The 22963-nt window shown below is 51.1% G+C and carries 19 protein-coding genes and 1 tRNA gene; 14 read left to right on the top strand and 6 right to left on the bottom strand.

Going from position 1 to position 22963, the window contains the following annotated elements:
* Nucleotides 1-8: 8 nt before the first annotated feature.
* Both NLML1_RS01510 and NLML1_RS01505 read left to right on the top strand, forming a co-directional pair.
* Nucleotides 9-2510: a cation-translocating P-type ATPase gene (locus NLML1_RS01510; RefSeq protein ID WP_285441798.1), complete on the top strand. Its 2502-nt coding sequence runs from the start codon at nucleotides 9-11 to the stop codon at nucleotides 2508-2510.
* Between the two features lie 265 nt (nucleotides 2511-2775).
* A complete protein-coding gene (locus NLML1_RS01505; protein ID WP_285441797.1) occupies nucleotides 2776-5004 on the top strand; it encodes a KAP family P-loop NTPase fold protein in 2229 nt (742 codons plus the stop codon).
* Nucleotides 5005-5030: 26 nt separating this feature from the next.
* Here NLML1_RS01505 and NLML1_RS01500 read toward each other — a convergent pair whose 3' ends face one another.
* Nucleotides 5031-6323, bottom strand: coding sequence for a hypothetical protein (locus tag NLML1_RS01500; protein ID WP_285441796.1), 1293 nt, complete (start codon nucleotides 6321-6323; stop codon nucleotides 5031-5033).
* 85 nt (nucleotides 6324-6408) lie between these two features.
* Nucleotides 6409-6483, bottom strand: a tRNA-Gln gene (locus NLML1_RS01495).
* A gap of 79 nt (nucleotides 6484-6562) precedes the next feature.
* Here NLML1_RS01495 and NLML1_RS01490 point away from each other — a divergent pair.
* The 4 genes from NLML1_RS01490 to NLML1_RS01475 all read left to right on the top strand — a co-directional run bounded on the left by NLML1_RS01490 (nucleotide 6563) and on the right by NLML1_RS01475 (nucleotide 10392).
* Nucleotides 6563-7036, top strand: coding sequence for a type II secretion system protein GspG (locus NLML1_RS01490; protein WP_162324571.1), 474 nt, complete (start codon nucleotides 6563-6565; stop codon nucleotides 7034-7036).
* Nucleotides 7037-7054: 18 nt separating this feature from the next.
* A complete protein-coding gene (locus tag NLML1_RS01485) occupies nucleotides 7055-8596 on the top strand; it encodes a class I SAM-dependent RNA methyltransferase (RefSeq protein ID WP_285441795.1) in 1542 nt (513 codons plus the stop codon).
* Nucleotides 8597-8709: 113 nt separating this feature from the next.
* Complete coding sequence (locus tag NLML1_RS01480; RefSeq protein ID WP_285441794.1) at nucleotides 8710-9756, top strand: hypothetical protein; 1047 nt, start codon at nucleotides 8710-8712, stop codon at nucleotides 9754-9756.
* A gap of 348 nt (nucleotides 9757-10104) precedes the next feature.
* Entirely contained in the window at nucleotides 10105-10392 is a 288-nt protein-coding gene (locus tag NLML1_RS01475; protein WP_285441793.1) for a hypothetical protein, read from the top strand.
* Nucleotides 10393-10518: 126 nt separating this feature from the next.
* Here NLML1_RS01475 and NLML1_RS01470 read toward each other — a convergent pair whose 3' ends face one another.
* A complete protein-coding gene (locus NLML1_RS01470; RefSeq protein WP_285441792.1) occupies nucleotides 10519-11487 on the bottom strand; it encodes a GTP-binding protein in 969 nt (322 codons plus the stop codon).
* A 44-nt stretch (nucleotides 11488-11531) separates the two neighbouring features.
* Between NLML1_RS01470 and pth the strand changes: the two genes are divergently transcribed.
* Nucleotides 11532-12092, top strand: a complete 561-nt coding sequence (gene pth / locus NLML1_RS01465) for an aminoacyl-tRNA hydrolase (protein ID WP_285441791.1) — start codon at nucleotides 11532-11534, stop codon at nucleotides 12090-12092.
* A 118-nt stretch (nucleotides 12093-12210) separates the two neighbouring features.
* On the opposite strand, the gene NLML1_RS01460 is transcribed toward pth, so the two are convergent.
* Nucleotides 12211-13332, bottom strand: coding sequence for a DUF475 domain-containing protein (locus tag NLML1_RS01460; RefSeq protein WP_285441790.1), 1122 nt, complete (start codon nucleotides 13330-13332; stop codon nucleotides 12211-12213).
* Nucleotides 13333-13381: 49 nt separating this feature from the next.
* Between NLML1_RS01460 and NLML1_RS01455 the strand changes: the two genes are divergently transcribed.
* Both NLML1_RS01455 and NLML1_RS01450 read left to right on the top strand, forming a co-directional pair.
* Nucleotides 13382-14425 carry a permease gene (locus NLML1_RS01455; protein ID WP_285441789.1) on the top strand — a complete coding sequence of 348 codons (1044 nt, stop codon included), beginning with the start codon at nucleotides 13382-13384 and terminating at the stop codon, nucleotides 14423-14425.
* Entirely contained in the window at nucleotides 14415-15188 is a 774-nt protein-coding gene (locus tag NLML1_RS01450; RefSeq protein WP_285441788.1) for a TIGR03943 family putative permease subunit, read from the top strand. The genes NLML1_RS01455 and NLML1_RS01450 overlap by 11 nt, the downstream gene beginning before the upstream one ends.
* Nucleotides 15189-15234: 46 nt before the next feature.
* On the opposite strand, the gene NLML1_RS01445 is transcribed toward NLML1_RS01450, so the two are convergent.
* The gene (locus NLML1_RS01445; RefSeq protein WP_285441787.1) at nucleotides 15235-16002 is read right to left on the bottom strand and encodes a nicotianamine synthase family protein; all 768 of its coding nucleotides are present in this window, start codon (nucleotides 16000-16002) and stop codon (nucleotides 15235-15237) included.
* Between the two features lie 67 nt (nucleotides 16003-16069).
* On the opposite strand from NLML1_RS01445, the gene NLML1_RS01440 reads away from it, so the two are divergent.
* Entirely contained in the window at nucleotides 16070-16519 is a 450-nt protein-coding gene (locus NLML1_RS01440) for a Fur family transcriptional regulator (protein WP_285441786.1), read from the top strand.
* 65 nt (nucleotides 16520-16584) lie between these two features.
* Here the strand turns inward: NLML1_RS01440 and NLML1_RS01435 are convergent, their stop codons facing one another.
* The gene (locus tag NLML1_RS01435) at nucleotides 16585-17568 is read right to left on the bottom strand and encodes a hypothetical protein (RefSeq protein ID WP_285441785.1); all 984 of its coding nucleotides are present in this window, start codon (nucleotides 17566-17568) and stop codon (nucleotides 16585-16587) included.
* Between the two features lie 518 nt (nucleotides 17569-18086).
* Here NLML1_RS01435 and dprA point away from each other — a divergent pair.
* The 4 genes from dprA (at nucleotide 18087) to NLML1_RS01415 (ending at nucleotide 22867) form a co-directional block, all read left to right on the top strand.
* Nucleotides 18087-18959, top strand: coding sequence for a DNA-processing protein DprA (dprA, locus tag NLML1_RS01430; protein ID WP_285441784.1), 873 nt, complete (start codon nucleotides 18087-18089; stop codon nucleotides 18957-18959).
* A gap of 47 nt (nucleotides 18960-19006) precedes the next feature.
* Entirely contained in the window at nucleotides 19007-19639 is a 633-nt protein-coding gene (locus NLML1_RS01425; protein WP_285441783.1) for a CDP-alcohol phosphatidyltransferase family protein, read from the top strand.
* Between the two features lie 123 nt (nucleotides 19640-19762).
* Nucleotides 19763-20164 carry a hypothetical protein gene (locus NLML1_RS01420; RefSeq protein ID WP_285441782.1) on the top strand — a complete coding sequence of 134 codons (402 nt, stop codon included), beginning with the start codon at nucleotides 19763-19765 and terminating at the stop codon, nucleotides 20162-20164.
* A gap of 105 nt (nucleotides 20165-20269) precedes the next feature.
* A complete protein-coding gene (locus NLML1_RS01415; RefSeq protein ID WP_285441781.1) occupies nucleotides 20270-22867 on the top strand; it encodes a DNA topoisomerase in 2598 nt (865 codons plus the stop codon).
* The last annotated feature ends 96 nt before the right edge of the window (nucleotides 22868-22963 follow it).

The raw sequence follows: 22963 nt of genomic DNA, 5'->3' as shown, positions 1-22963 counted from the left end.
ATAACCGTATGCATTTTTATCAATCATCAAGCGACGAGGTACTGCGGCGACTGGGTTCCTCGAGTAGCGGCCTGAGCGCGGCCGAAGTCCAGCGCCGCCAAAAACGCTATGGCCTCAATATCATCAAAGTCCAATCCGAACCGCTCTGGCGCATCATCCTCGAGCCATTCCTCGACATTTTTATGCTCGTCCTGCTCATCGCCGCCATCATCAGCCTCTGGCACGGCGAGGCCATTGACGCCATCATTATCTTCGTCATCGCCGCCATCTCGGCCGTTATTTTCTATATTCAGCGATTCTCGACCGACCGCGTGCTACGCAGCCTGTCGCGCCACGATGCCCAAAAAGTTGATGTCCACCGAGTCAATCGTACCACCCGCGTCGACGCCAGTCAGCTAGTTCCGGGCGACGTCGTTTCGCTAGCCGAGGGCGAGAAAGTCCCCGCCGACATCCGCCTCATTCGTAGCACCAACTTGCGGGTAGACGAGGCGCAGCTGACCGGCGAATCACTACCGATCTCCAAACAAACCGATGCCCTCACCGGCACCAAAGAAATGTACGAGCAAACCAACATGCTATTTCAAGGCTCATTCGTCGTCAGCGGCACCAGCACCGGCGTGGTCGTCGCCACTGGCAATCAGACCGAGTTCGGTAATCTCGCCATGCTCTCGAAGCGCGAATCGACCCAAAGCCCAGTCCAGCGAAAAATCGACACCCTGATCACCAGAGTCATCGCCGCTGTCTCGGCCATCGCCCTCGTCGCCTTTGGGCTGAGCTTGCTGCGCGGCATGGATGTACTAGAGAGTCTGCGCTTCGTCATGGCCCTGGCGGTGAGCGCCGTGCCGGAGAGCTTGCCGATTGCGATCTCCGTGGTGTTGGTCCTAGGGATGCGGCGGATGGCCGCCAAAAAGGCGCTAGTACATCAGATGCGCGCCATCGAGACCATCGGCGTCATCACCACCATCGCCACCGACAAGACAGGTACCCTGACCAAGAACAAACTGACCGTTCAGCAAACCTGGACACCGGACGAGGCGACAGAGAACATCGACCGCATCATCGGGCTAGCGGTCAACCGCGCTCACGCCAAGAGCCACGATCCGCTGGACATCGCTCTCAATGAATACGCCCGCAAGCAGAGCGCCAGCCCGCGCCACGCGCCAGTTCGTGACCTGCCATTCAGTCAAGCCCACGCCATGTCCGCCACCATCTGGCATCACGGCCGGCAGTTTCGCTTGTACGTCAAGGGTGCACCCGAAGCCATCCTGGCGGCCTGTCGCGTGTCGGCCCGCACCAAGAAGCGTGCCCAGCAGATGCTTGATGAGATGACCGCCCGCGGCTACCGAGTGATTGGGCTGGCGATGGGTGAGCTAGACGAGGCAATTGCTGGCTTTGATCAACTGGGCAAGCAGCGCCTGACATTTGCTGGCTTCGTGGCCGTGGCCGATGTGCTGCGACCAGAGGCGCCGCGGGCTATCCGAGCGGCTCTGAAAGCGGGCGTGTCGGTGCGGATGATCACCGGCGATCACTTCGAGACAGCCTATCAGATTGGCCGGGAACTTGGCATGGTCGAGGATCGCGACGAGGTGTTTGATTGCCGTAACATGGCCAAGTTGTCTGATGATCAGTTGGACGCCATCGTCACCAAAACCAAAGTCTTCTCCCGCGTCATCCCCGAGCAAAAATACCGCCTGCTGACCATTCTCAAAAAGCACCACATCACCGCCATGACCGGCGACGGCGTCAACGACGTACCGGCACTGACCAATGCCCATGTCGGCGTGGCTATGGGATCGGGCTCGCACATCGCCAAAGACGCTGGCGATATCATTCTGCTCAACGATAATTTCAAGACCATCATCGACGCCATGCGCGAGGGGCGCACCATCATCGCCAACATTCGCCGGATGCTGTTTTATCTACTGTCGACTAACACTGGCGAGCTGATCACCATGCTCGGCGCGCTGCTCATCGGTATCAAGACGCCGCTAGAGCCAGTGCAAATCCTCTGGGTGAACCTGGTGACCGACACCTCGATGGTCATTCCGCTTGGCCTGGAGCCGGGCGAAAAGCAGGCCATGAACCGCTCGCCCGAAAACCCCGACGCACCGATTCTCAGCCACCAAATGATCTGGCGGATGGTCATCGTCGCTGGCACCATGTCGGCCATCGCCTTGGCGGTTTACATATTCTTCGAACAGCGACAAGGACATGCATACGCCCAAACCATGGCCTTCATCGCCCTAGTGGTCAGCCAGTGGGCCAATGCCTTCAACGCTCGCTCCGATGACGAGTCACTGTTGAAGCGCCTGAAAGTCATGAACAAGAGCTTCTACGCTGGTATGAGCCTATCTATCGTCCTGCAAATCCTGGTCTTCTTTGGGCCGCTTGGTGAAATCCTCCACATCGCACACGTCGCCCTCAGCGACATGATCGTCATCAGCCTGATATCATTCATCATCCCAATTGTCATCTCCGAATGGCATAAGTATGTTGCGAGGAAGAGATAAGCTACAGAATACACAAGAACACCCATGCAATACGAGGGGTGTTCTTGGCAAGCCAAATTAGCTAAGCATGAAAATCTCAAGCCTTAGAGTGGTAAAAAGTAAAGCCTCTTATGAATTATGATTATGATCGACCGCGATATGTTGGCAACTGAGAGCTATATACAACAAGCCAAGCTTGCTAAAGGTGCATTAAAGGGGGTGCTTACACCGAGAAACCAATAGTTTATTAGCTATTTTTATACTGTGGGTTATAATGATCTGTAGAATGAATACCTATAGCTCTGATAGTCCGATCAATTCAAAGAAATATGACTCACTTGGAAGGCTTTCTTTTGCAGAAAAAATAGTCAGTATCCTGAACTCACTCGACAAAGAGAGGAGCTTTATCATCGGCCTGTATGCAAGCTGGGGCTCCGGTAAGACATCTACTATTAATTTAATTGAACAAAGAATTAATGACAGCACGAGAAAGAATAAACCAGTCCTTGTCAAACTTAATGCCTGGGAGCTTAATGGCAACGGCGACGCAATTTTTCATGAAATTCTTAAAAACATATACGAAAAAGTTACCGACAAAGCCTTCGGCGGCTTTCGAGAAAAAACTAGCAGATTCTTCGGCAAATTAAGTAGAGCAAAACTTCCAATTGATTCCACTATAGAGATCGACCTTAACTCTGGGGGTCGCAAGGAGACGTCCATATACCTCGGTAGGATTACAGCGAGCATGGATTATGTCAGCAGGATACTACAATCAAGCTACTTCATAAATAAGATTAAGATTAAAACACAGGAAGAAATTAAGGAATCAGGTAAAAAAGTGATCGTTGTCATTGATGACATAGACAGACTTGAAAGTCAAAGCATCACAGATCTGATGCATATAATCGCCCAAATAGCAAACTATGCCGGTATAGTATATATACTTCCATTTGACAATAGGTATGTTGCATCGGCAATTGAACAATTCCTTCCACAAGGTGCCAGCGGCCAAGAATACCTCGAAAAAATTATACAAATACCTCTTGAGCTACCCAAAGCAAGCAGGTCGTCGCTAAATAGGATGCTGGCGGCTACTATTGAATCAATCTGTAAGCAACATTCCATTGTCTTAGAGGAAAATGAAATAGAGCGATTCCGACTTATACTCGGGTATCACGACCTGGGTGCATATATACAATCACCGAGAGATATTAACCGACTGAATAATTCATTATTGTTTAGACTTCCCCTGTGCCACGGAGAGATGAATATGGTTGATGTCATAGTACTTGAAATTATTCGCCTATTTGACGATGGCCTATATGAAAGAATCAAAAACAACGGGGATATGTTAATAGAAAAAATCAGCTCTAAATATGGCATTAATGACGACACCTCTCGCAAGCAGGACCTTCAGGATACTTTCGGAGGCGACGATCGTTGGTTAGAGATAGTACAAGAATTATTTCCTTTTGTTGCATATACACTTAAGGGCTATGGCAATATAAATGAGAATGACCTACGGTACCACCAGCGGATTGCCTCAGACTATTATTTCGAGAAGTTCTTTGCATCGCTTGACGAAATAGAGGATATCTCTGATGTTGCAGTTATGAATTTACTAACGAATTCTGTTGATGAGGCGTCTATTCGTAAAAACTTACACATAATCAACGAGAATAATATTGCCACAGCACTATGGATTATCTCTAAAAGACACAGTGTCATAAAAAACAAAATAGTATTCTGTACATGTCTACTGGATTTAATCGAAGGAATGCCTACTGCCAGATCATCTTCACTAACACTTACGGCATTAGAGAGAGTGTTATTTACTATCGATGACATACTTGCCAGTGAAAGTAAAGATGAAAAGACCACAGGATATATCTCTCTCATTAATCATCTCTTCGACCAAGACAGAATAGATACATTCTCACGCACTATAGACCACGTAATCCATTACAGTACAAATAAGGGTAATCACTCTATTGAACTGAAAAAAGATCAAATTCAACAATATAAGACTACCGCTTTGCAGTGTATCAGGTGCTTTGCTAAGAATGATAAATTGCCGCTACTCAGTCAAAATGGCTCATCTATCCGACTATACACAAGATGGGCTGAGCTTTCCACCAGAGAGGAGACTAGTCAGTATTTAGAGAAAAAGATACAGTCAGCAGATGATGTAATAGGCTTTATACTACAGTTCGTAGGAACTTGGCATACTATGGGCAAAAGCGATTATACCTATAGAGATTTGACACCAGATATAATGCTTAGTATAGATACCATTATCAATATTGATACTTTGCACCAAATTATCATATCCGATCCGCGATATGGCACTCTAGGCAATATACAGGAGGTAGATCTTGTACTGTTTGAGCGTCCGACGACAAATAGTATTCGCACTATCGCAAAAGTGGGAAATGAAAAATCCCCCGAGCTTAAGGAGGCCATAATAAAGCAGTTTATCTACTTCTTTAATAAGAGACAAGAGGCGAAAAAGTAGAAGTTTTGGAGCCTCACGAGTTGTAATCATGCAACGCGAACACTGCGCCCCCTTAATACCTTTCCAGCTAGCTCAAGCTTGTGGCTCGACTGGCTATAATGATCAAAAAAGATATCGATATCGTCATTATCTTTCCATATCGCACGGTTATTGTAAAGCCATATTAATATCCCAATGGCAGCTTCAGCGTATTGCTTAGACCAGTTTAGGTAGTAGTCGGGCGTATCCTTTACACTAGAGACGCCCTGATGAACGTAAGTATTGCGAACTTCCTTTATTAGAGACCCTTGCTGTCTCCAGTACTTTTCCTCAGGGTGATAATTTTTGAATATATTTAGTATTTCTTCTTCTTTGCGAGTTTGTTGGTTTGCTTTCCTGGTAGCAATCTCTAGACACCTCCAAAATCCCAACAGGCCAAGATTTGGATCTTCCGCACTCAAAGCAGACGCAAATTCCATAACAGTATACTTCAATCGCTCGGCAACTACAGAATTATTATCCTGAAACGCCCTTATCAGCACCTTATATAAACGCTCTTTACCAATATCTAAACTATTAAGACTTTCCGAAGGCAAAGAGTGTCTTCTTATATTAGACCAGAGTATCTCGACTTTGCTATCTTCCTCTGCAACAAACACACCAACGTCACTTATGGCCATATTATTATCGTTCGGGCCGTGTGAGAGCTTACGTTTCTGACGGTTAAACGACTGTACGACATTAACACAGTCCATAAAACCCTGAAAAGCTCTCGCAGCTTTATTAACAGCCTCTTCTACAGTAAGGTCGGCGACCTGAGCCTTAACTGTGTAAGTACCAAATTCGTTGTTGAGCTTTGGAAAAACTTTATTTCGATACTGCAAATACTCATTCATGCCACCAACCTTATCAACTATCTTCCAAAACGCTCGCTCGCTACACCATGTAAACTTAATACCGGAAAGAGTAAGTTGTGTTTTGAATAGATCTACTTTGGCAGTCTTTGACCGAAAATATATTTGAAAGCAAACAGTGAAGTTCTTGTATTCTAAGTCCTGTGGCCTTGCTGTTAGCGATTCTCTGTCATAGGTATCATTTTTATAAACCATGCTAAGAAGCTTGCTATCAAATTCAGCGCGCGCTGTGGTCTTATTATTGACTTTTCCGTACAATGCCCTAAACAGCAACTCAGCAGGGATGTTGTAGGGGTCATAAAACCATCCAGGAAATGGTATACCCCCGAAGCTATCGTCTACTCCTTGCTCTATAAGCCATTCGTGATATGCGTCTCGGCATTGTATATAGAGCAGCTTTAACTTTTCATCTTTACTATTGGTCACTGGTGTTTATTATAGGCCAAGTAGCAACACTTCGACAAATAAACCGCCCAGCCATTACAGACTAGACGGTTGATGTGTAATTCTATGGCTGGGCCGGAGGGATTCGAACCCCCGAATGCCAGGACCAAAACCTGGTGCCTTACCACTTGGCGACGGCCCAATACCAAGGATTAGTGTAGCATAATAATCACCTAATTACCAGCCTTGCGATCGGGCTCAAAACGCGCTACAATCATCATATGCATAAGCAGTATGGCTTTACTATCGTCGAAATTATCATTATTATCGTGGTCATCGCGATCCTCGCTACCTTAGGCGGCCTCGTCTGGCGCAATGCCTACAACACCGCTCGCGACAACGAAACCAAGTCAAATATCTCAATGCTCAAGGAAGCGATCGAGAAATATCGTTCGGACAACGGCGAATATCCATGGCCGACGAGCGCCTGCACCATTTATAACACCGCTAATATGAAGATTTGTAATGGCGGCGAGCTCGGCGCACTTCTCATTCCACGCTACATCAAGCAGCTGCCGAAAGACCACGAAGGCCGCGATTATTGGTATCTCGCAGCCACTGACACGACCCACGCTTCCAGCGTCGTGCCGACCCGCTACGCCATAAAGGTGCCGCTCTCAGATGGCACCACCTGCCGCACTGGCCGCAATATGCAAAACGGCTGGTTTGGCGGCGTGCCAGAGTGCAACTTCTAATCTGTTATAATAGCTTTGATGGGACGGCAGAGTTTCGAGACGCTGACACTAGAGAAAATTGTTGGTGGCGGGCAAGCACTAGGAACGCTGGCTGACGGCCGCAAATGTTTCGTATGGGGCGGGCTGCCGGGCGAGACCGTCACCGTTCGCATTACCAAAAAGAAATCGCACTTCGTCGAGGCGGTCGCCGAGGAAGTAATCTCGCCAAGCCCCGACCGCATCCAGCCACGTGACCCAGATAGTTATCTGTCGACCAGCCCGTGGCAGATTATTCCACTCGAAGTTGAGCAGACGTATAAGGCACAGTTGATTAATGATGCGTTTACACTGCATAATGTCACACTACCAGCAGCGATTGATATTTATTGCGACAATGTCGCATATGGTTATCGCAACAAAGTTGAATTTAGCTGGTACAGCGAATCGGTAGTATCCCGAGCGGTACCTCAGAAAAAATCTGGGATTGTCTCAGGTCCCGAATTATCCTCTGATGATACCCGGGGGATAGACGCGGATAGCGACCGTGAAGAATCATCGATTGATACGCTTGACTTGGCATTTTTCCGTCGCGGCAGCAAGGGCAAGGTGGTCGTCGAGGGCACAAGTTTGGCACACCCAGAAATCAATAACCTGGCGCGGGCTATCCGTGATTTACTGCGCCATAAACGCGTCGCGGCTCGCCAGCTCAAGACCTTGCTCGTCCGCTGCGATCAGTCAGGAAGTTGCGTCTGGCAGCTGTATATCAAGGATCGCTTGCCCGAAATAATTACCGCTGATGAAGCCGCCAAATTACCGGCTCAGGGCGGGGAAGTCATCTACTCCGACCCGCGCTCACCAGCCAGCCGCATCACCGAGCAACTAGCGCATTTCGGCAACACCACCTTGACCGACACCATTCTTGGTGTGCCATTTTGCTACGCCTGCGAAGGCTTTTTCCAAGTCAACATCCCGGTTTACGAGCAGGCGCTATGCGATATGCGGGAATGGGTACCGTACAATAAGGCGCGCCAAGAGCGCCAGCTGGATCAGTTGGCGGCACATGATAACACCGATAGTCAACAGCGAGCAATATCTCAGAAAAAATCTGGGCAACTTTACGTGGGTCCCGGATTATTTTCTGATGATATTCGAGCTGTCAAATTATCAACCATCGACCTCTATGCTGGCGTTGGCACCATCGGCCTGACCATTGCTGATGGCAACGTCACACTGGTAGAAATCAACGAACACGCCGTCGCCGAGATGCAGCGTAACATCACCGAACTTGACCGCACTGACGCCCGCGCTGTCCTCGCTCCCAGCGAACAAGCTCTCGACTACATTACAGGCAAGGAAATCGTCATCGTTGACCCGCCGCGCGCCGGCTTGCATCCCGACGTTATTGCGACATTGTTGCAACAGCTGCCGCCGCGCATCCTCTATCTCAGCTGCAATCCCGTCACCCAAGCCCGCGATGTCGCCTTGCTCCAACAACACTACCGCATCGTCCATCATCATGGCTACAACTTTTTCCCGCGCACACCGCATATTGAGCACTTGGTTGTTCTTGACAAGAAATGAACCAACTCAACGGCGTAGTAATAACTGTAGCTGAATTCTCATAACCTTGACATAGTACTACACCGCTGATATAATCTCAGCACACTAAAATCCATGCGAGAGGAGTTATAACTATGACAGGAATACCAAAGCCACCTGAGGGAATGCTGAGCAAAGAGCAAAATAATCCTGCAACCCCCTGGGACACGCTTCAGGAAAATCCTGCGGGTATCAAGGAAGAAGTTCAGGCAGATCCAGAAACACCCGTTGACACTAACGATCATACCGAAGTCACCCCTGAACCTAGCGAACCTGAAATGTATAGCGGGCCGCTGGAAAAAGCCCCATTGCTTGCGTTGGGCGACGACCTTGCTGATGCCAGAATATTTTTCTCTGATGCAGTAGGTATAGCCAAATACACTATCAGTAACGGCCCAGAAGCACCAGAAGAAGGCCAGCCGGTACTACTTATTTTTGGTGGTGTTTGTGTTCCCGTATATGAAAATTCTGATCCCGAAAAACTAGAGGCAGCTTGGGCGCGAGTTATGCGCGGACACCGTGATCAGCAGATAGAAGTTCCTGACCCGTATAGCGAGCATCCTGTAATGGCAGAGACATATCCACTCGTGATAAAAAATCTGGACGATATACCAGAAGAAGTCCTTGCCGCTGAAGCGCGGGAAGATGAAGCTCGGCGCAATGCTGGAGATGATTATGATATTCAGCGGGCAGATACCATTATCAACAGAAAAGAAAAATATGAGGAGCTAAAAGGAAAACTCTGGGACGTAGAAATACACCTTACTGGAGCGGCGGCGGCGCAGCTACCACCTAATATCTATGGCGACAGAGATAACCCAATACAAGCAGAGCCATTTACGAGTGAGTTTGAGGCAAGAGGAGTCATGTACAGCTCTTACACATTCCTATTGGCAAAGCTCATAGAAGATCATCTCAACAATAACGAGACTGCAACCGTAGCAGATATTGCCGAAGAGGCCCTAAAAATATTGGATATCAGGGTAAATACCTCAGATCCATTGTTTAATGCAGTAACTGGTTATTTATTGCCAGACTCAGCGTGGGGCTGGGATCATGGTCAAGAGCTATTAGGATGGTATAACGAAGTACGCGAGCGACAAAGTGGATACCGCTCACCTCTTCCATCTCAGGCCCAGTAACAATTACACGCTTGATATCAAGTGTCTCTAGGCTATGAGAATCCTAACAAAACGCCGACGTACTTATGTACTTATCGGCGTTTTGATGTTCTTGAAATACCCACATTCCGATCCGTTCTTATCATGCTGCACCAAGTTACTGTTATCAGAAAACACCGGCTACTATTTTCTATAAAAAAGTTGTCTATGATCATAACAGGGGTGAGAGAAGATATTATATCACATTTTTGACAAAATCCATTGACATTTTATTCTATTAGTGATATATATATCAGCTTTTGCTCAAAGTTTTGTCTTAGGGCGGAAGTCGCCCTTTAGCTTTGAGCTTTTTGTTGAAAGGAAAGCGTCATGTTGACTATCGAGATCGCATCGCCCGAAATTGGGAGGGTTAGATTTGAGCCTCAGTTGACGGTTCAAGAAAAGCTCTTGGCCCTTAACCCAGAGGACCAAGAGCTCGTTAAACAGGAGATGGGGCGCCAACTGCAGCGCTTCACACAGCTACTTACTGTCGCGATCGCGGCAGGAGGAGAAATCGCAGAAGATATTTTTGCACAGATGGACGTAGCAGTATCCAACTGTGCAGAGGCCACAACGGAGAAGCTCATCAAGATGCTTCCAGAAGCACAAGAGGGCTAACAGCCCACCGAAAATAGCTCGCCGTATGCGCTCAATCTGATTGAGGTAGGATTTTTCTATCTCTCGGGTTGAATAAACCCGCATGCAGCTTGAGCTCGTTCGGTGGGCTATTTTCATTGGAATGATTTATTCAAACATCATCAGCTGCATCTGCAAGATATCGCGCGTGATTTCATCTGCTCGCTCGCCGATGAGCACGATCTTCGCCGCTTCCTCGGGCCTGGCACTAGTTAACTGAATCTGCTGCTCGGTCGCCTCCACATGCTGACGCACGCCGCTGTCACTGATAAAGCACCCCTTCATCCGCCGTAGGCCATACGCCCTGAACAACTCCGGCCACATGTTTTCTAGCGCCATTGCAGAGATATTCATACCCGACACATCCAGCACGGCGTACGTCGGATTATCCGGCACCGCCAGCTCGCCGTCGTACGTATCAAAAAACGCCAGCAGTCCCGACGGCGTGATGATTTTGCTGAGGTCAAACTGACCGTGCGGCGCGCTTAAAACCTTGGCGTAGGGCAGGGCGCGGCGTTTTGCTTCGTATTCATCTCGCTCTCTATCATTCAGCAAATCTTCCTTGGTCACCAAAATCACGTCTGCGGCTTGCAGTTCAATTTCGTGCGCCGGCTCAATCCCGCGCAAAATCTCGTGCGCATCAATCACGTAAAAACTCTGCATCAGTTCATACTTATTGAAGATTTGTGCGTTTATCAGTTTCTCAACCAAATTCATCGTTCGCGCCACACCCGCCGCCTCGATAAACACTGGCGCCGGAGAATTACGACAAAAGTCCAGCAGCATCCGCGTCAGCGCATGCTTCGACGAGCAGCAGACACAGTCACCAGCCAGCGTCGTCACCATCTCCGCCAATCCCTCCAGCCGATAGCCGTCGACATTTTCATTGGCATATTCATTTTCAATCACTCGCGCGCCCTTATAGTCACTTTGTTGCAATAAGAATTCCAGCACGCTAGTCTTGCCGGCACCCAGCGAGCCATTCACCAAATAAAGCGGCACCTTGTCAACGACCGCCCGCTCTTCGTCAAACGCCGCATTAACACTAAATTCCAAATCGTCATCGCGTTTCGCCATACATCTATTATACGTCATCCTGGCCGAGGTGATATACTAAGGCTATGAAAGTCATTCTGGCCCTTGGTAATCCTGGCGAAAAGTATGCTTACACGCGACATAATGCTGGCTTTTTAGTGATTGACCAGTTGGCGGCAGGGCAGAGTGCACATTTTAGCAATAAGCCAAAATTCTCGGCGGATATTACCGAATTAAACATGTCTGGAGCAAAAATCCTCCTCGTCAAACCAACGACATACTATAACGAAGTCGGCATTGCCGCGCGAGCGATCTTAGATTTTTATAAACTGGCACTGGATGATTTACTAATTATTCACGATGACACTGACCTTGATTTTGGTAAAATCCGTGTCCGAAAAGGCGGCCGCGACGCTGGTAGCAACGGCTTAAAATCGCTACATACTCACATCGGCGCTGATTTCTGGCATATTCGTATCGGCACCGACAATTTACTGCGGCGGCAAATTGGCGATGTTGATTTCGTCCTTAGTAAATTTAACAACGATGAACACAAAATCCTCCGCGACTGGACAATCCCCGAAGCGATCAAGCTGATCAGCACATTTCTTGACGATACGATCGAACCGCTCAGCGTCAAGCTCTAGTCCCCGGCACATCGCTACGCCACTACGCCTGCGAGATTAAACCAAATAAATTCTTATTGCAACAATGTCGCAACAGCAAACGCTCACGCCCGAAACGAAAAACCCAAAGTACCAACAACTACCGTCGCTTCCGCGGCACAATTTTCGCCGCGCCGCGTTTCAACCGCCGCTCAGCACGGTGCAATTTCGCCGCGGCCGCCTCTTGTAAATTAATCGCTCGCGCCTCCAGCATACTGCTGCCAACCGCCAAACTTACAAACAACAGCCCCAAACCGCCCGTCGCCCACTCCGGCAGCTCCAGATGAAACAGCTTGGCGATCATCATCATACCCAGCGCCATGATCGCCCAGTGCGCGCCATTTTCCAGATATTTATATTTGCCGAGCACACCCGTCCGCAGCAAATACACCGTCAGCGACCGCACCCAAATCGCCCCAGCACCCAGGCCTGCCACGATCAGCAGCACGCTGCTAGTGATGGCAAAGGCGCCGATGACGCCGTCGAAGCTAAAGCTGGCATCCAGCACCTCCAGATAGAGCAGGCTGGCAAACGCCGCCCAGCCGGTCTTGACCTTAGCTGATTTAGCGTCGTCCTCGTGAAAGAATGAGCCAAATAGTTCCAGCCCAATGTGCAGTATAATCCCCAGCACCGACGAGATCAGCACCAGCGCCCGATGCGGCGGCTCAACCGTAAAGTACAGCACCGCCGCCACACCCAGCATCAAACACACCTTGAAATTCTCAAACCGCCCAGCCTTAGCCAGCCACGGCTCGACATGCCGCATCCAGTGCACGCGCTTGTTATAATCGATGAAATAACTGAGGCCAATCATAATCAGAAACGCGCCGCCAAAGGCATCGATCATCGGCGAGGCCTCGTGCAAGATATGACCGTATTCCGCCGGCCTGTGCAGCGCCAAATCAACCACTTCCATGAAGCCATGGCCACTCGCCACCATCACGATGATAATCGGCAGCACGAACCGCACCATGAACACCGCCACGAAAATTCCAACTGTCAAAAACACTTTCTGCCAAACCTGGCTCATGCCAGCCAGCACCTTACTGTTAATCACCGCGTTATCAAAGCTAAATGTCACTTCCAGCACCACCAAAATCGCGAATAACCACAAGCCGCTCGCACCCAAATGTCCGAAAATCAGCCCGCCCAACGCCAGTGTTAATAGCGCCGAAAACCAAAAAATCCGAAATGGGTGATGTGAATGTAGCCAATGTTTCATACTAAGTTTCAGTATACCACGCTGGGCGGGGAGTAGTATAATAGAGATCATGTCGTCACTACAGACAATATATCAGCGCGCTGGCGCCTGGTTCAAAAACCATAGCGACGCGATCCGATGGAGTATCGTCGGCCTGTTTGGGATTGTCGTCATGCAGTACGGTTTACAAATTGACCTCTGGCTGGTCGCTCATCCGCCGCAGACATGGGCCGGGACACTAGCACCGCTGGCACAGGATTTCCTGACGCTAACCTGCAGCGTCATTGTTGAAGCCACGCCATTTCTGATCATCGGTATCATCGTTTCTGCCCTCATTCGCCGTTTCCTACCACCAGACCGACTACTTAAAATCCTCCCCAAACACGTGCTCATCCGCCGCTTCCTCCTCTCGCTCATCGGCATCGCACTGCCAGTCTGTGAATGCGGCAATGTGCCAGTCGCCCGCAGCCTCCTAGCGCACGGCCTCAAGCCCGCCGACGTCATCAGCTTTCTCTTGGCCGCGCCGATCCTCAATCCGATCACCATCATCGCCACCATGACCGCCTTTAGTTTCGAGCCGCGCATGGTCTGGTGGCGCATCGGCTTTGGCTTTCTAATCGTCCAGCTGACCGCTCTGATCGTCAGCTTTATTCACCCGAGGCACGTCCTCCAGCCGTCATTTGCTGCCTCTTGCACCGACCGTCATCCAACAACTTTTCGCCACATTCTCGCTGATTCTCGCAACGAATTCTGGCAGCTCACCACCATGCTGGTCCTTGGCGCCATGATCGCTGCCGCCACCCAAGTCTTCGTTCCGCGCTCCATCATCAACACCGTCGGCGGCGACATCATCCTGTCGGTCATCGCCATGATCGGTCTCGGCTTCGTCGTCTCCATCTGCTCCAGCGTCGATGCGTTTTTCGCGCTGGCTTACGCCCGTATCTTCACCAATGGCTCCGTCCTCGCTTTTCTGCTGACTGGCCCGATGATCGACATCAAACTGATTCTCCTCATGAGAAGCACCTTCCGTCCGCGATTTATCCTGCTGGTTATGCTCATTATTTTCAGTCTGTCGCTCGCGGCAGGGATCGGAGTCAATCTCTATGCGCGCTAAACTCGGCCCACTACTGCGCGCTGGCGGCGGGCTACTCGCCTGTGGCTACATCATCCTCATCGCCGTCCGCGGCCAGCTCGGCTTTTACATTCATCCGCGCTACCATTTGCTCGCCGTCGTGGCGACCGTGGCTGGTGGCATGTTACTCCTTATCGATATTGTTCTACAGCTGCGCCATAACCTAGCAGGGAAGCGACGCGCCTCCGCTGGCGCGGCAACCATGGAGCGTCCAGCAAAGCCACGGTGTAAAATCTCTCTACTTTCAATCATCACCGCCGGCATCCTCACCTTGGCCATCGTCCTGCCGCCGCGCCCACTGTCCTCGTCCAGTGCCGCCAATCGTGCCACGTCTGGGCCGACCAGCACCACCGGCCGCTGTGATAAGCCAGAGCCACTTGACGGCAAGCCCGTTTCCATGAACCGCTGGCGCAGCGCGTTTGACGACTGTCCAAACGATAGCTTTTTTGACGGTGTAACCATTGACGTCACCGGCTTTGTGGCGCGCGACCCAGGCGGCTTTTACGACAACCGCTACTTCGAGCTCTCGCGCTTCGTCATTAGCTGCTGCGCCGTCGACAGTACCCCGATCAGCATTCTCGTTAAATCCCCAGACGCCGAGCGCTACCGCGACAACCAATGGCTACAGGTGCGCGGCCAGATCAAGCGTGAACTATCCGGCGGCAAAGCCGTCTACGTCCTCACCAATCCCACCATCACCCCAACCACCGAACCAGCCAACCCATATGAATTCCTCGGTGTGTAGCTATGTATCATTATTGCGACAATGTCTCAATTAGTGCTAAGTTATTTTACTGTGCAGCTTCATACACAAAGACTGAATTAATGATGTTATCTGTCGGATGATATTCCTCCATCAGCCGCACACCCTCGAGAGCGTGAGCATCAAACCCTGGATAGAGCAGGGTACGTGCCCCATACGCCCCGCGCGCGAGCAGTCGCCCATCTGGTTTAAGCGCTGGTCGTACATGATCAACAATTGCTTGCTTTTCCGCCAGCGTTTCGCCAGCCAGCCCCGCTACATATATCGCATCGTACCACCCCTCATCCAACACCACCGACTGACCCAGACCGGTCACAAATTCACCCGGCCAATCAAGCGCCGCCGCAAGGCCGCGTGATAACTCAATCGCCTTGTCCGACGCATCAACATGCGTAATCCGCGCTCCCGTTGATTGATGCAGCCACCAGCCCGTTAGTGGCAACGGCCCGCTACCGATCATCGCTACCTCCGAGGAGCTACATAACTGGAGCCCAGTCCGTCCCAGTAGCCCAATCTCACGCCGCGTCAACTCCTCATAATTTTCATGATACGGAAACGCTCCTAACTCCGCCCACGGGTTATCCGCCCCTGTGATACGCCTTGACCAGTACTGTTCCAGCTCTCCCTCGGCTACCGCGCAGCGCCGCTGCACCTGACGGCGAATATCCTCGTCGCATAGTAGCGGCTCTTTACCATGCGCCACCACTTTCTCAACTAATTCGGTAAATGCCGCATTAACTTCCTCAGAAGGTGTGAGCTGCGGCAAGCTCAGCACTCGTTCAATACATTCATTCATAGCTCATCAGTATGGCGCATTGTGTAGCTTATTGCAATTTTGTCGCAATAAGTGATACAATTGCGACATGGATACCTTACACGACATCTTTCGCCGGGCCGACCTTCGTCTGACCAAATCACGCTGCGAAGTCTTTACGGCACTCGAATCCATCGACGTGCCACTGACCATCGCCGAAATCGCCAAGCGCTGCCCGAACACTAACCGCACCAGCATCTATCGCATTCTCGAAACCTTTCACGAGCTCCACGTCATTAACACCATCCACATCGGTTGGAAAGTCCGTTATGAGCTCGCCGAGCCATTCATCACACATCACCACCACCTCTACTGCACCCGCTGTCATAATGCCGAACCGCTGGAGACACCAGAGCTAGAGCGACTCATTGCCTTGATCGGCCAGCGCCATCACTTCCGTGTCGAGCGCCACCACTTTGAACTTGAAGGAGTGTGCCAGACCTGCATGGCAGCTGGCGATACGCAGCCTGGCTCAACCGAAACGACGAGCCAAGCCTAATTAGCCGCGGCAGCAGCTATCTCAATTCCAACGAACCACACGGGGCCCGATATCTCTCCTACAAACTACACCTCAAGCTTCGCCCGTAGCACATCCCGCTCACGCGTCAGCATCCGGTAGCGCTTGAACGCACTCATCAGTTCGTTGCGTGCTGTCGCGTCTAGGTCAAAAATCGCCAGCAGCACCGAATCAATTTCCTTGACCGCCCGCTGCGCCTCTGACAAATTCGCCACGCCCGGTACCGTATCGAGATACTCCTCGCGAATCGCTTCGGTCTTTTTCTCATATAGCGCCAGCCGCTTGGCTGGGCTCTCGGCCGCTTTTTTACTCAGCCGACCCAGCGCCTTTTCATACTCCTGTCGCGCTGCTAGTACCGTCACATAATCAATATTCAGCCCGAACAGCCGGGCCGCCAAGCCGCCGCGCTCCTGCTCAATCGCCACCATTTCTCGCTCAATTGCCGCTAAGCGCCTGGTTACCTCGCGCCGCAGTTTCTTAACCTGACGACCAGCCCGCAGCCGCTGCCAGCATCGCACCAGCCCCCGGGCCTGCTTATCCACCACAGTCACACCAACCTCACCGAGCACCGCCCGGTACAGTTCATACCTCATAAAATCTTCAACCTGCTGCCGACAGACATCAATTGGCTGCTGGGCAAACGCCAGCGTTCGTCGATACGGCTTTTTTTCTCGCCTTGACGTAAACTGCGACCCCGCAAAGGCCAGTCGCTCCTCCTCGAGCCGCACCGGTATCATCATGGCAATCAGCTGTTGCTGCGACGACGTCTCGGCTAGCAAATCCTCCCGCAAGGCTTGTTGCAACATTGTCGCATTATGCGCCGAGGTGATCGTCTCTAACCTCGGCAAACATTCGTCCCGCCACGCCGTCAACATGTCGTGCATTGTGCGCTTGCTATGATTCAGCACCCGCGCGTCTCGTCGAAATCGTCGCGGTACGCGTGCCAAGACAGTAGCTGCCTGCGCTCGAAACACCAACGGGCGCTCTTGACTTAATTTGACTAAGGTATCGTGCTCAATTGTCTGCGTCATATGTATTCACTATACTATTTTAGAGACAAAAAGTCAATATTATGCTCAGACATATCCAACCAAAATTTCACTTTCTAGCAAACCGTCCCACGCCAATTCGCACCCAATCCTCACTCAGACACTACAAGATCACGCCAAAAACCCAACTAAAAAAGCGCCAGGTAAGGGTGGGCATCACCTGGCGCTTTGTTACCCTTCAACCCACCCGAGCTCCCGTCTCAGTGAAGCGTCGTGACTAAAACTCCAAAAGTCCGCGCCTGATTAGTAATATCAACACCATCCAGTGCTCACCTTAACAGAGGTCGCCTTCAAAAAAGGGCAGTTAAAGGGGTTAGTATGCGCGTAACGTTGAATCGCAAAAAGTGGAGGGTAAGAATACTTAATGCCATTGCGCGCAACCTAACATATTAGTTAGAATAGGGGGTATAAGGTGCTTTTGATTAGCACTTCGGCTAACCAATCGCTCCTGATTATAGCAAGCATTTGACAACATGTCAATACTTTTTATCACAAAAGTCATGGAAATCAATAGAATCCGTCCAGATGAGCATAACTTTACCCAGAGGTTGGCAAGTATTGCTAATCCGCCGAAAAGCTTGTGTTTCATGGGAACATTGCCAACTGCTAGTGCGCCAGTCGTGGCCATCGTTGGCTCGCGCAAACCCTCGGCGTACGGCCGGGAAGTGACCGAGCAGCTGGCAGGCGACCTAGCAACAGCCGGCTGCATCATCGTTAGCGGCTTGGCGCTCGGCATCGACGGCATCGCCCAGAAAGCCGCCCTCGAGGCTGGCGGCACAGTCATCGGCGTTATCCCCAATGAACTACCTGACATCTCGCCGCAAACCAATTACAAACTAGCGATGAACATCATCGAAAATGGCGGCGCTATTCTGTCTGAATGGAAAAAGGGCGATGGTAAAATCGTCAATCGCTGGAGCTTTTTAGAGCGCAACCGCTTGGTTTCTGGCCTGGCTGACGCCGTCATTATCACCGAAGCCGCCGAGCGTAGCGGTACGCTGAATACCGCTGCCCACGCCTTATCCCAAGGCCGCGACGTCTTTGCTGTACCGGGCAACATCACCAGCCCGCTATCTGCCGGCTGCAACGCGCTGCTCAAACAAGGCGCCCTCGTCGCCACCACTGCCACAGACATCCTCGATGTCATCGCCCCGTCAACCACTCAATCTGCCACCGACCAAGCCATCATCCCCCTCGGTGAAACCCCGGCCGAAAACACTATCATCGACTTACTCCGAACCGGCCTCAGAGATGGCGACCAACTGCAGCAACAATCCGGCCTCACCCCGGCCGACTTCGCCACGGCGCTAACCATGCTAGAGATCAACGGCGTGATCAAACCGCTCGGGGCGAATAATTGGACACTGCGATAATCGCGATAATATTGCTAATTTGACAAATTGATGATAGGCTACAAACTATGAAAAAGGGCCGGAAACTGGTACGTAGTAACGAGGCGGTTAGTGACAGTAGTATCGCTACCTTTACTAGGGATGTCTTGACCATCCCTAATGCGATGAGCCTAACAGGCGGCAAGTTGACATGGGACGGTGCGGAAAACCTTGAGGAGGTTTCTGGCTTGGTACGGGTAATTATCGGACGATCAATTGATGTGGCTGACGGGGCGGTCGCCCGCGCAACAGGACAGACAAGTAATGTCGGTGCAGCCGTTGACGCAATCACCGATAAAGTGGTCACGCTCAAACTACTCTATGAAATGCTAAAAAAGGGTGCAGCACCAAAATCAGTTATCGGCACCATCGCCCTATTGAACACGATAAACGCCACCGCAACGGGCATCGCCAATTATCGTAGTAAACACAAGGGTGAAACGCGCCCAACAAAATCCGGCAAACTAGCCATGGCCGGCGAGACGCTGGCGTTATTTGCCTATGCCAGTGCCTACACCGCCGAACATAACGATAAATCAGAGCTGGCCGAAACCCTCCGCACGGTCGGCCGCACCGCATTTGTCGCCTCGTTACCACTTGCTGCTCATGCCTCATGGACCTATATCAAACGAGCTATTTTTGGTAGTGATGGCGATGAATGATACGCCAGATTCTTGACTTTTTATCCAATAATTGATATATATCAGATTTTCGTTGAAAAACGAAGATTCGTCCACCCAGAAAGTCTGGGTGTTGACAATTCGGACAGAGAGAGAAGGTCTGACATGGCGAACTATGATGATTTCTTCGTCATCAAGGCTATGAATGGTGACATCACCATCCGTACCAACAGGGAGCTCTATAATGAGCACCTGTGGCAAATAATCCAAATCAACGGTGTGGAAGCCGCATGGGCCATTGATGAGTCTACCTTTGGCTTTAGGGCTAGCTATAGCGACCCCTTGGTTGTGGCCAATGTTCTGCTCGGCTGTTTCGGCACTGGCGCCTGGCGAATCACTGGTGATCTCGCCGATGAAGTCAGGAAGTGGTGCTATACTATGCGCAAAGCACAGTACGAGAAGCATTTCCACGAGGCCGTTATTACAGGGGATGGAGATCAGATTCTGAAATACCATGATCTCCTCGAGGAGTTGCTCGAGGAAGAGAGTATTGTTAGACTTGTCTAGCGCTCCCCGCGAGGACAGACCCATCTCTCTGTCCTCGCAACCAGAGCCACCGAGAAACACCCTCGGCGGTTGTGGTTGCGAGGTGATTTGATATAATATAGAGTTATGAAAAATCTCGTCATCGTCGAGTCACCAGCCAAAGCCAAAACCATTGAGAAATATTTGGGCAAGGATTTTCATGTCTTATCAAGCGTGGGGCACATCCGCTCGATTGTCAAAAAAACCAAGGACGGCACGCCGCCGATTGATGTGGCGAATGATTTTTTTGCTGTCTACGAAGTTGATCCCGAGAAAAAGAAAGTCATCACCGAGCTAAAGAAAAATGTCAAGGCCGTCGGCAAAGACAACGTCTGGCTGGCCACCGATGAAGACCGCGAAGGGGAGGCGATTGCTTGGCATCTCTGTAAAGTGCTGGATTTGCCGGTTGAGACGACCAAGCGCATCGTTTTTCACGAGATCACCAAGGACGCCATCACCAATGCCATTAAAAACCCGCGCACTGTTGATATGAATCTGGTGCAAGCCCAGCAGGCACGGCAGATTCTCGACCGATTGGTTGGCTTTGAGCTCAGCCCGGTAGTCTGGCAAAAAGTACCGGGCGGCAAGTCAGCCGGACGTGTTCAGAGTCCAGCGGTGCGGCTATTGGTCGAGCGTGAACGAGAAATTATGAAATTTGAGGGTAGCTCGCAGTTCAAGGTGACCGCCGTATTTATCCATAACAATCAAGAATTCAAAGCCGAACTTAACCAGAAATTTGATTCTGAAGCAGCCGCCCACGAATTTTTGAGCAGCCTCAAGCCAGCCACATTCACCGTCAGCGATATCTCAAAAACGCCTGGCACCCGCAACCCAGCCGCGCCGTTTACGACCTCAACCTTGCAGCAAGAGGCCAACGCCAAGCTTGGCTTCAGCTCCAAGGCCACCATGGCCTCGGCCCAGCGGCTCTACCAAGACGGTAAAATCACCTACATGCGCACCGACTCAGTCAATTTGAGCGGGCAGGCCATCGCCAGCGCGACTGATTTCATCAAGCGGCTGTACGGCCCAGATTATTCGACTGTGCGTAAATTCAAAACCAAATCCGCCTCCGCCCAGGAAGCTCACGAAGCCATCCGCCCGACCGACATCACCCGCGAAACCGTCACCTCCAACGAGTACGACCAAAAACTCTACGACCTCATCCGCCGCCGCACTCTGGCATCGCAAATGTCGGCAGCGAAGTTAGAGAAAACCACGATGGTAATCGCTATCGGCGGCGCTCGGGCATCTCATAAAACAATCCGGGACCCACATGAAGTTGCCCAGATTTTTTCTGAGACGCCACTCGCGCCAGATGAGCCAGCGCCAGCGACACCTCCTGCGCTGGAGGCTGTGAAACGTTCGCGAGGAGCGGACGTTTCAGCCGAACGCTCGCTTAGTATCTCCAGTGGAGATACAAGCGAAAAGAGTACTCCAGCGCAGGAGCGTGGCGCTGGTAATACCGACCTTTCTGACGATGTCCGAGAGGCGGCTACCGCAGACTTATACTTCGAAGCCAAAGGCGAAGTCATCACCTTCGACGGATTCCTACGCGTCTATGGCGGCGGCAAAGACGAAATCTTGCCGAAGCTCCACTCTGGCGACACGCTTGAAACTCACAACATCATCGCCCGCCAAACCTTCGCCCGGCCGCCGGCCCGTTACACCGAAGGTTCACTGGTTAAAAAACTCGAAGATCTCGGTATTGGCCGGCCAAGCACCTACGCCACTATCATCGACACCGTACAGACCCGCGGCTACGTCGAAAAGGGCGACAGCGAAGGCCAGCCGCGCGACGTCATCGTCCTCAGCTACAACGGCGAGGAAGTCAGCCGCGACGTCATCCAAGAAAAAACCGGTTCCACCCGCGGCAAGCTCATCCCAACGCCAAGCGGGGAACTAATCGCCGACTTTTTGACCGACCATTTCACGCAGATCGTTGACTATGATTTTACCGCCAATGTCGAAACCGAATTTGATAAAATCGCTGCCGCTGAGCTGGCCAAAAGCGCCATGCTGCACGGATTTTACACGCCGTTTCACAAACTGATTGAGCAGTCAGGCGGCATCGACCGCAGTAAAGTCGGCGCTAACCGCGAAGTCGGCATCGATCCAAAATCTGGCAAACCAATCCTGGCGCGCTTTGGCCGCTTTGGTCCAATGTTGCAACTGGGAGCCACTGACGACGAGGACAAACCACGCTTTGCGCCGCTGCCGAAGGGGGCGAAAATTGAAACCGTCACCCTGGAGCAAGCGCTGGAAATGTTCAAGTTGCCGCGGGTCGTCGGTCAAACCGAAGACGGACAAGACATCAAAGCCAACATCGGCCGCTTTGGCCCGTACATCCAAGTCGGCAAGCTGTTCGTCTCCATCAAGCCCGAAGACCCGCACACCATCACCCTAGAGAAAGCCCGCGAGCTCTACGCCGCCAAACTCCAGGCCGAAGCCGAGAAAAACATCGCTGACTTTGGCGATGGTGTTAAAGTCCTCAACGGCCGCTTTGGCCCGTACATCACTGATGGCACGAAAAACGCCAAAGTCCCTAAAGACACCGACCCAAAAACCATTACTCACGAGCAAGCCTTGGAGCTTCTGAAGGTCGCACCCGTGAAGCCCGCCCGCCGCGGCCGCACCTCAACCAAACCATCCAAATCCCCGAGAAAAAGCAGCCGCTCAAAGAAGTAATTGACCCATAAAATAACCCAATCAAGCCACATTTCATTAGGGCTGTATAGACCACATCCCCATAATTCACAAAATCAAAAACTATCACACCATTTC

Source organism: Candidatus Nanosynbacter lyticus, assembly GCF_030253515.1.
Classification (GTDB): Bacteria; Patescibacteriota; Saccharimonadia; order Saccharimonadales; family Saccharimonadaceae; genus Nanosynbacter; species Nanosynbacter lyticus_A.
The sequence above is the reverse complement of the archived record's forward strand: the minus strand, read 5'-3'. Positions and strand labels throughout refer to the sequence as shown.

Coding starts and splice junctions, on each gene's coding strand:
- NLML1_RS01450 (WP_285441788.1), top strand. CDS start 14,415: ATGCGCGCTAAACTCGGCCCACTACTGCGCGCTGGCGGCGGGCTACTC.
- NLML1_RS01445 (WP_285441787.1), bottom strand. CDS start 16,002: ATGAATGAATGTATTGAACGAGTGCTGAGCTTGCCGCAGCTCACACCT.
- NLML1_RS01470 (WP_285441792.1), bottom strand. CDS start 11,487: ATGGCGAAACGCGATGACGATTTGGAATTTAGTGTTAATGCGGCGTTT.
- NLML1_RS01455 (WP_285441789.1), top strand. CDS start 13,382: ATGTCGTCACTACAGACAATATATCAGCGCGCTGGCGCCTGGTTCAAA.
- NLML1_RS01480 (WP_285441794.1), top strand. CDS start 8,710: ATGACAGGAATACCAAAGCCACCTGAGGGAATGCTGAGCAAAGAGCAA.
- NLML1_RS01435 (WP_285441785.1), bottom strand. CDS start 17,568: ATGACGCAGACAATTGAGCACGATACCTTAGTCAAATTAAGTCAAGAG.
- NLML1_RS01505 (WP_285441797.1), top strand. CDS start 2,776: ATGAATACCTATAGCTCTGATAGTCCGATCAATTCAAAGAAATATGAC.
- NLML1_RS01475 (WP_285441793.1), top strand. CDS start 10,105: ATGTTGACTATCGAGATCGCATCGCCCGAAATTGGGAGGGTTAGATTT.
- dprA (WP_285441784.1), top strand. CDS start 18,087: ATGGAAATCAATAGAATCCGTCCAGATGAGCATAACTTTACCCAGAGG.
- pth (WP_285441791.1), top strand. CDS start 11,532: ATGAAAGTCATTCTGGCCCTTGGTAATCCTGGCGAAAAGTATGCTTAC.
- NLML1_RS01485 (WP_285441795.1), top strand. CDS start 7,055: ATGGGACGGCAGAGTTTCGAGACGCTGACACTAGAGAAAATTGTTGGT.
- NLML1_RS01490 (WP_162324571.1), top strand. CDS start 6,563: ATGCATAAGCAGTATGGCTTTACTATCGTCGAAATTATCATTATTATC.
- NLML1_RS01425 (WP_285441783.1), top strand. CDS start 19,007: ATGAAAAAGGGCCGGAAACTGGTACGTAGTAACGAGGCGGTTAGTGAC.
- NLML1_RS01510 (WP_285441798.1), top strand. CDS start 9: ATGCATTTTTATCAATCATCAAGCGACGAGGTACTGCGGCGACTGGGT.
- NLML1_RS01460 (WP_285441790.1), bottom strand. CDS start 13,332: ATGAAACATTGGCTACATTCACATCACCCATTTCGGATTTTTTGGTTT.
- NLML1_RS01420 (WP_285441782.1), top strand. CDS start 19,763: ATGGCGAACTATGATGATTTCTTCGTCATCAAGGCTATGAATGGTGAC.
- NLML1_RS01440 (WP_285441786.1), top strand. CDS start 16,070: ATGGATACCTTACACGACATCTTTCGCCGGGCCGACCTTCGTCTGACC.
- NLML1_RS01415 (WP_285441781.1), top strand. CDS start 20,270: ATGAAAAATCTCGTCATCGTCGAGTCACCAGCCAAAGCCAAAACCATT.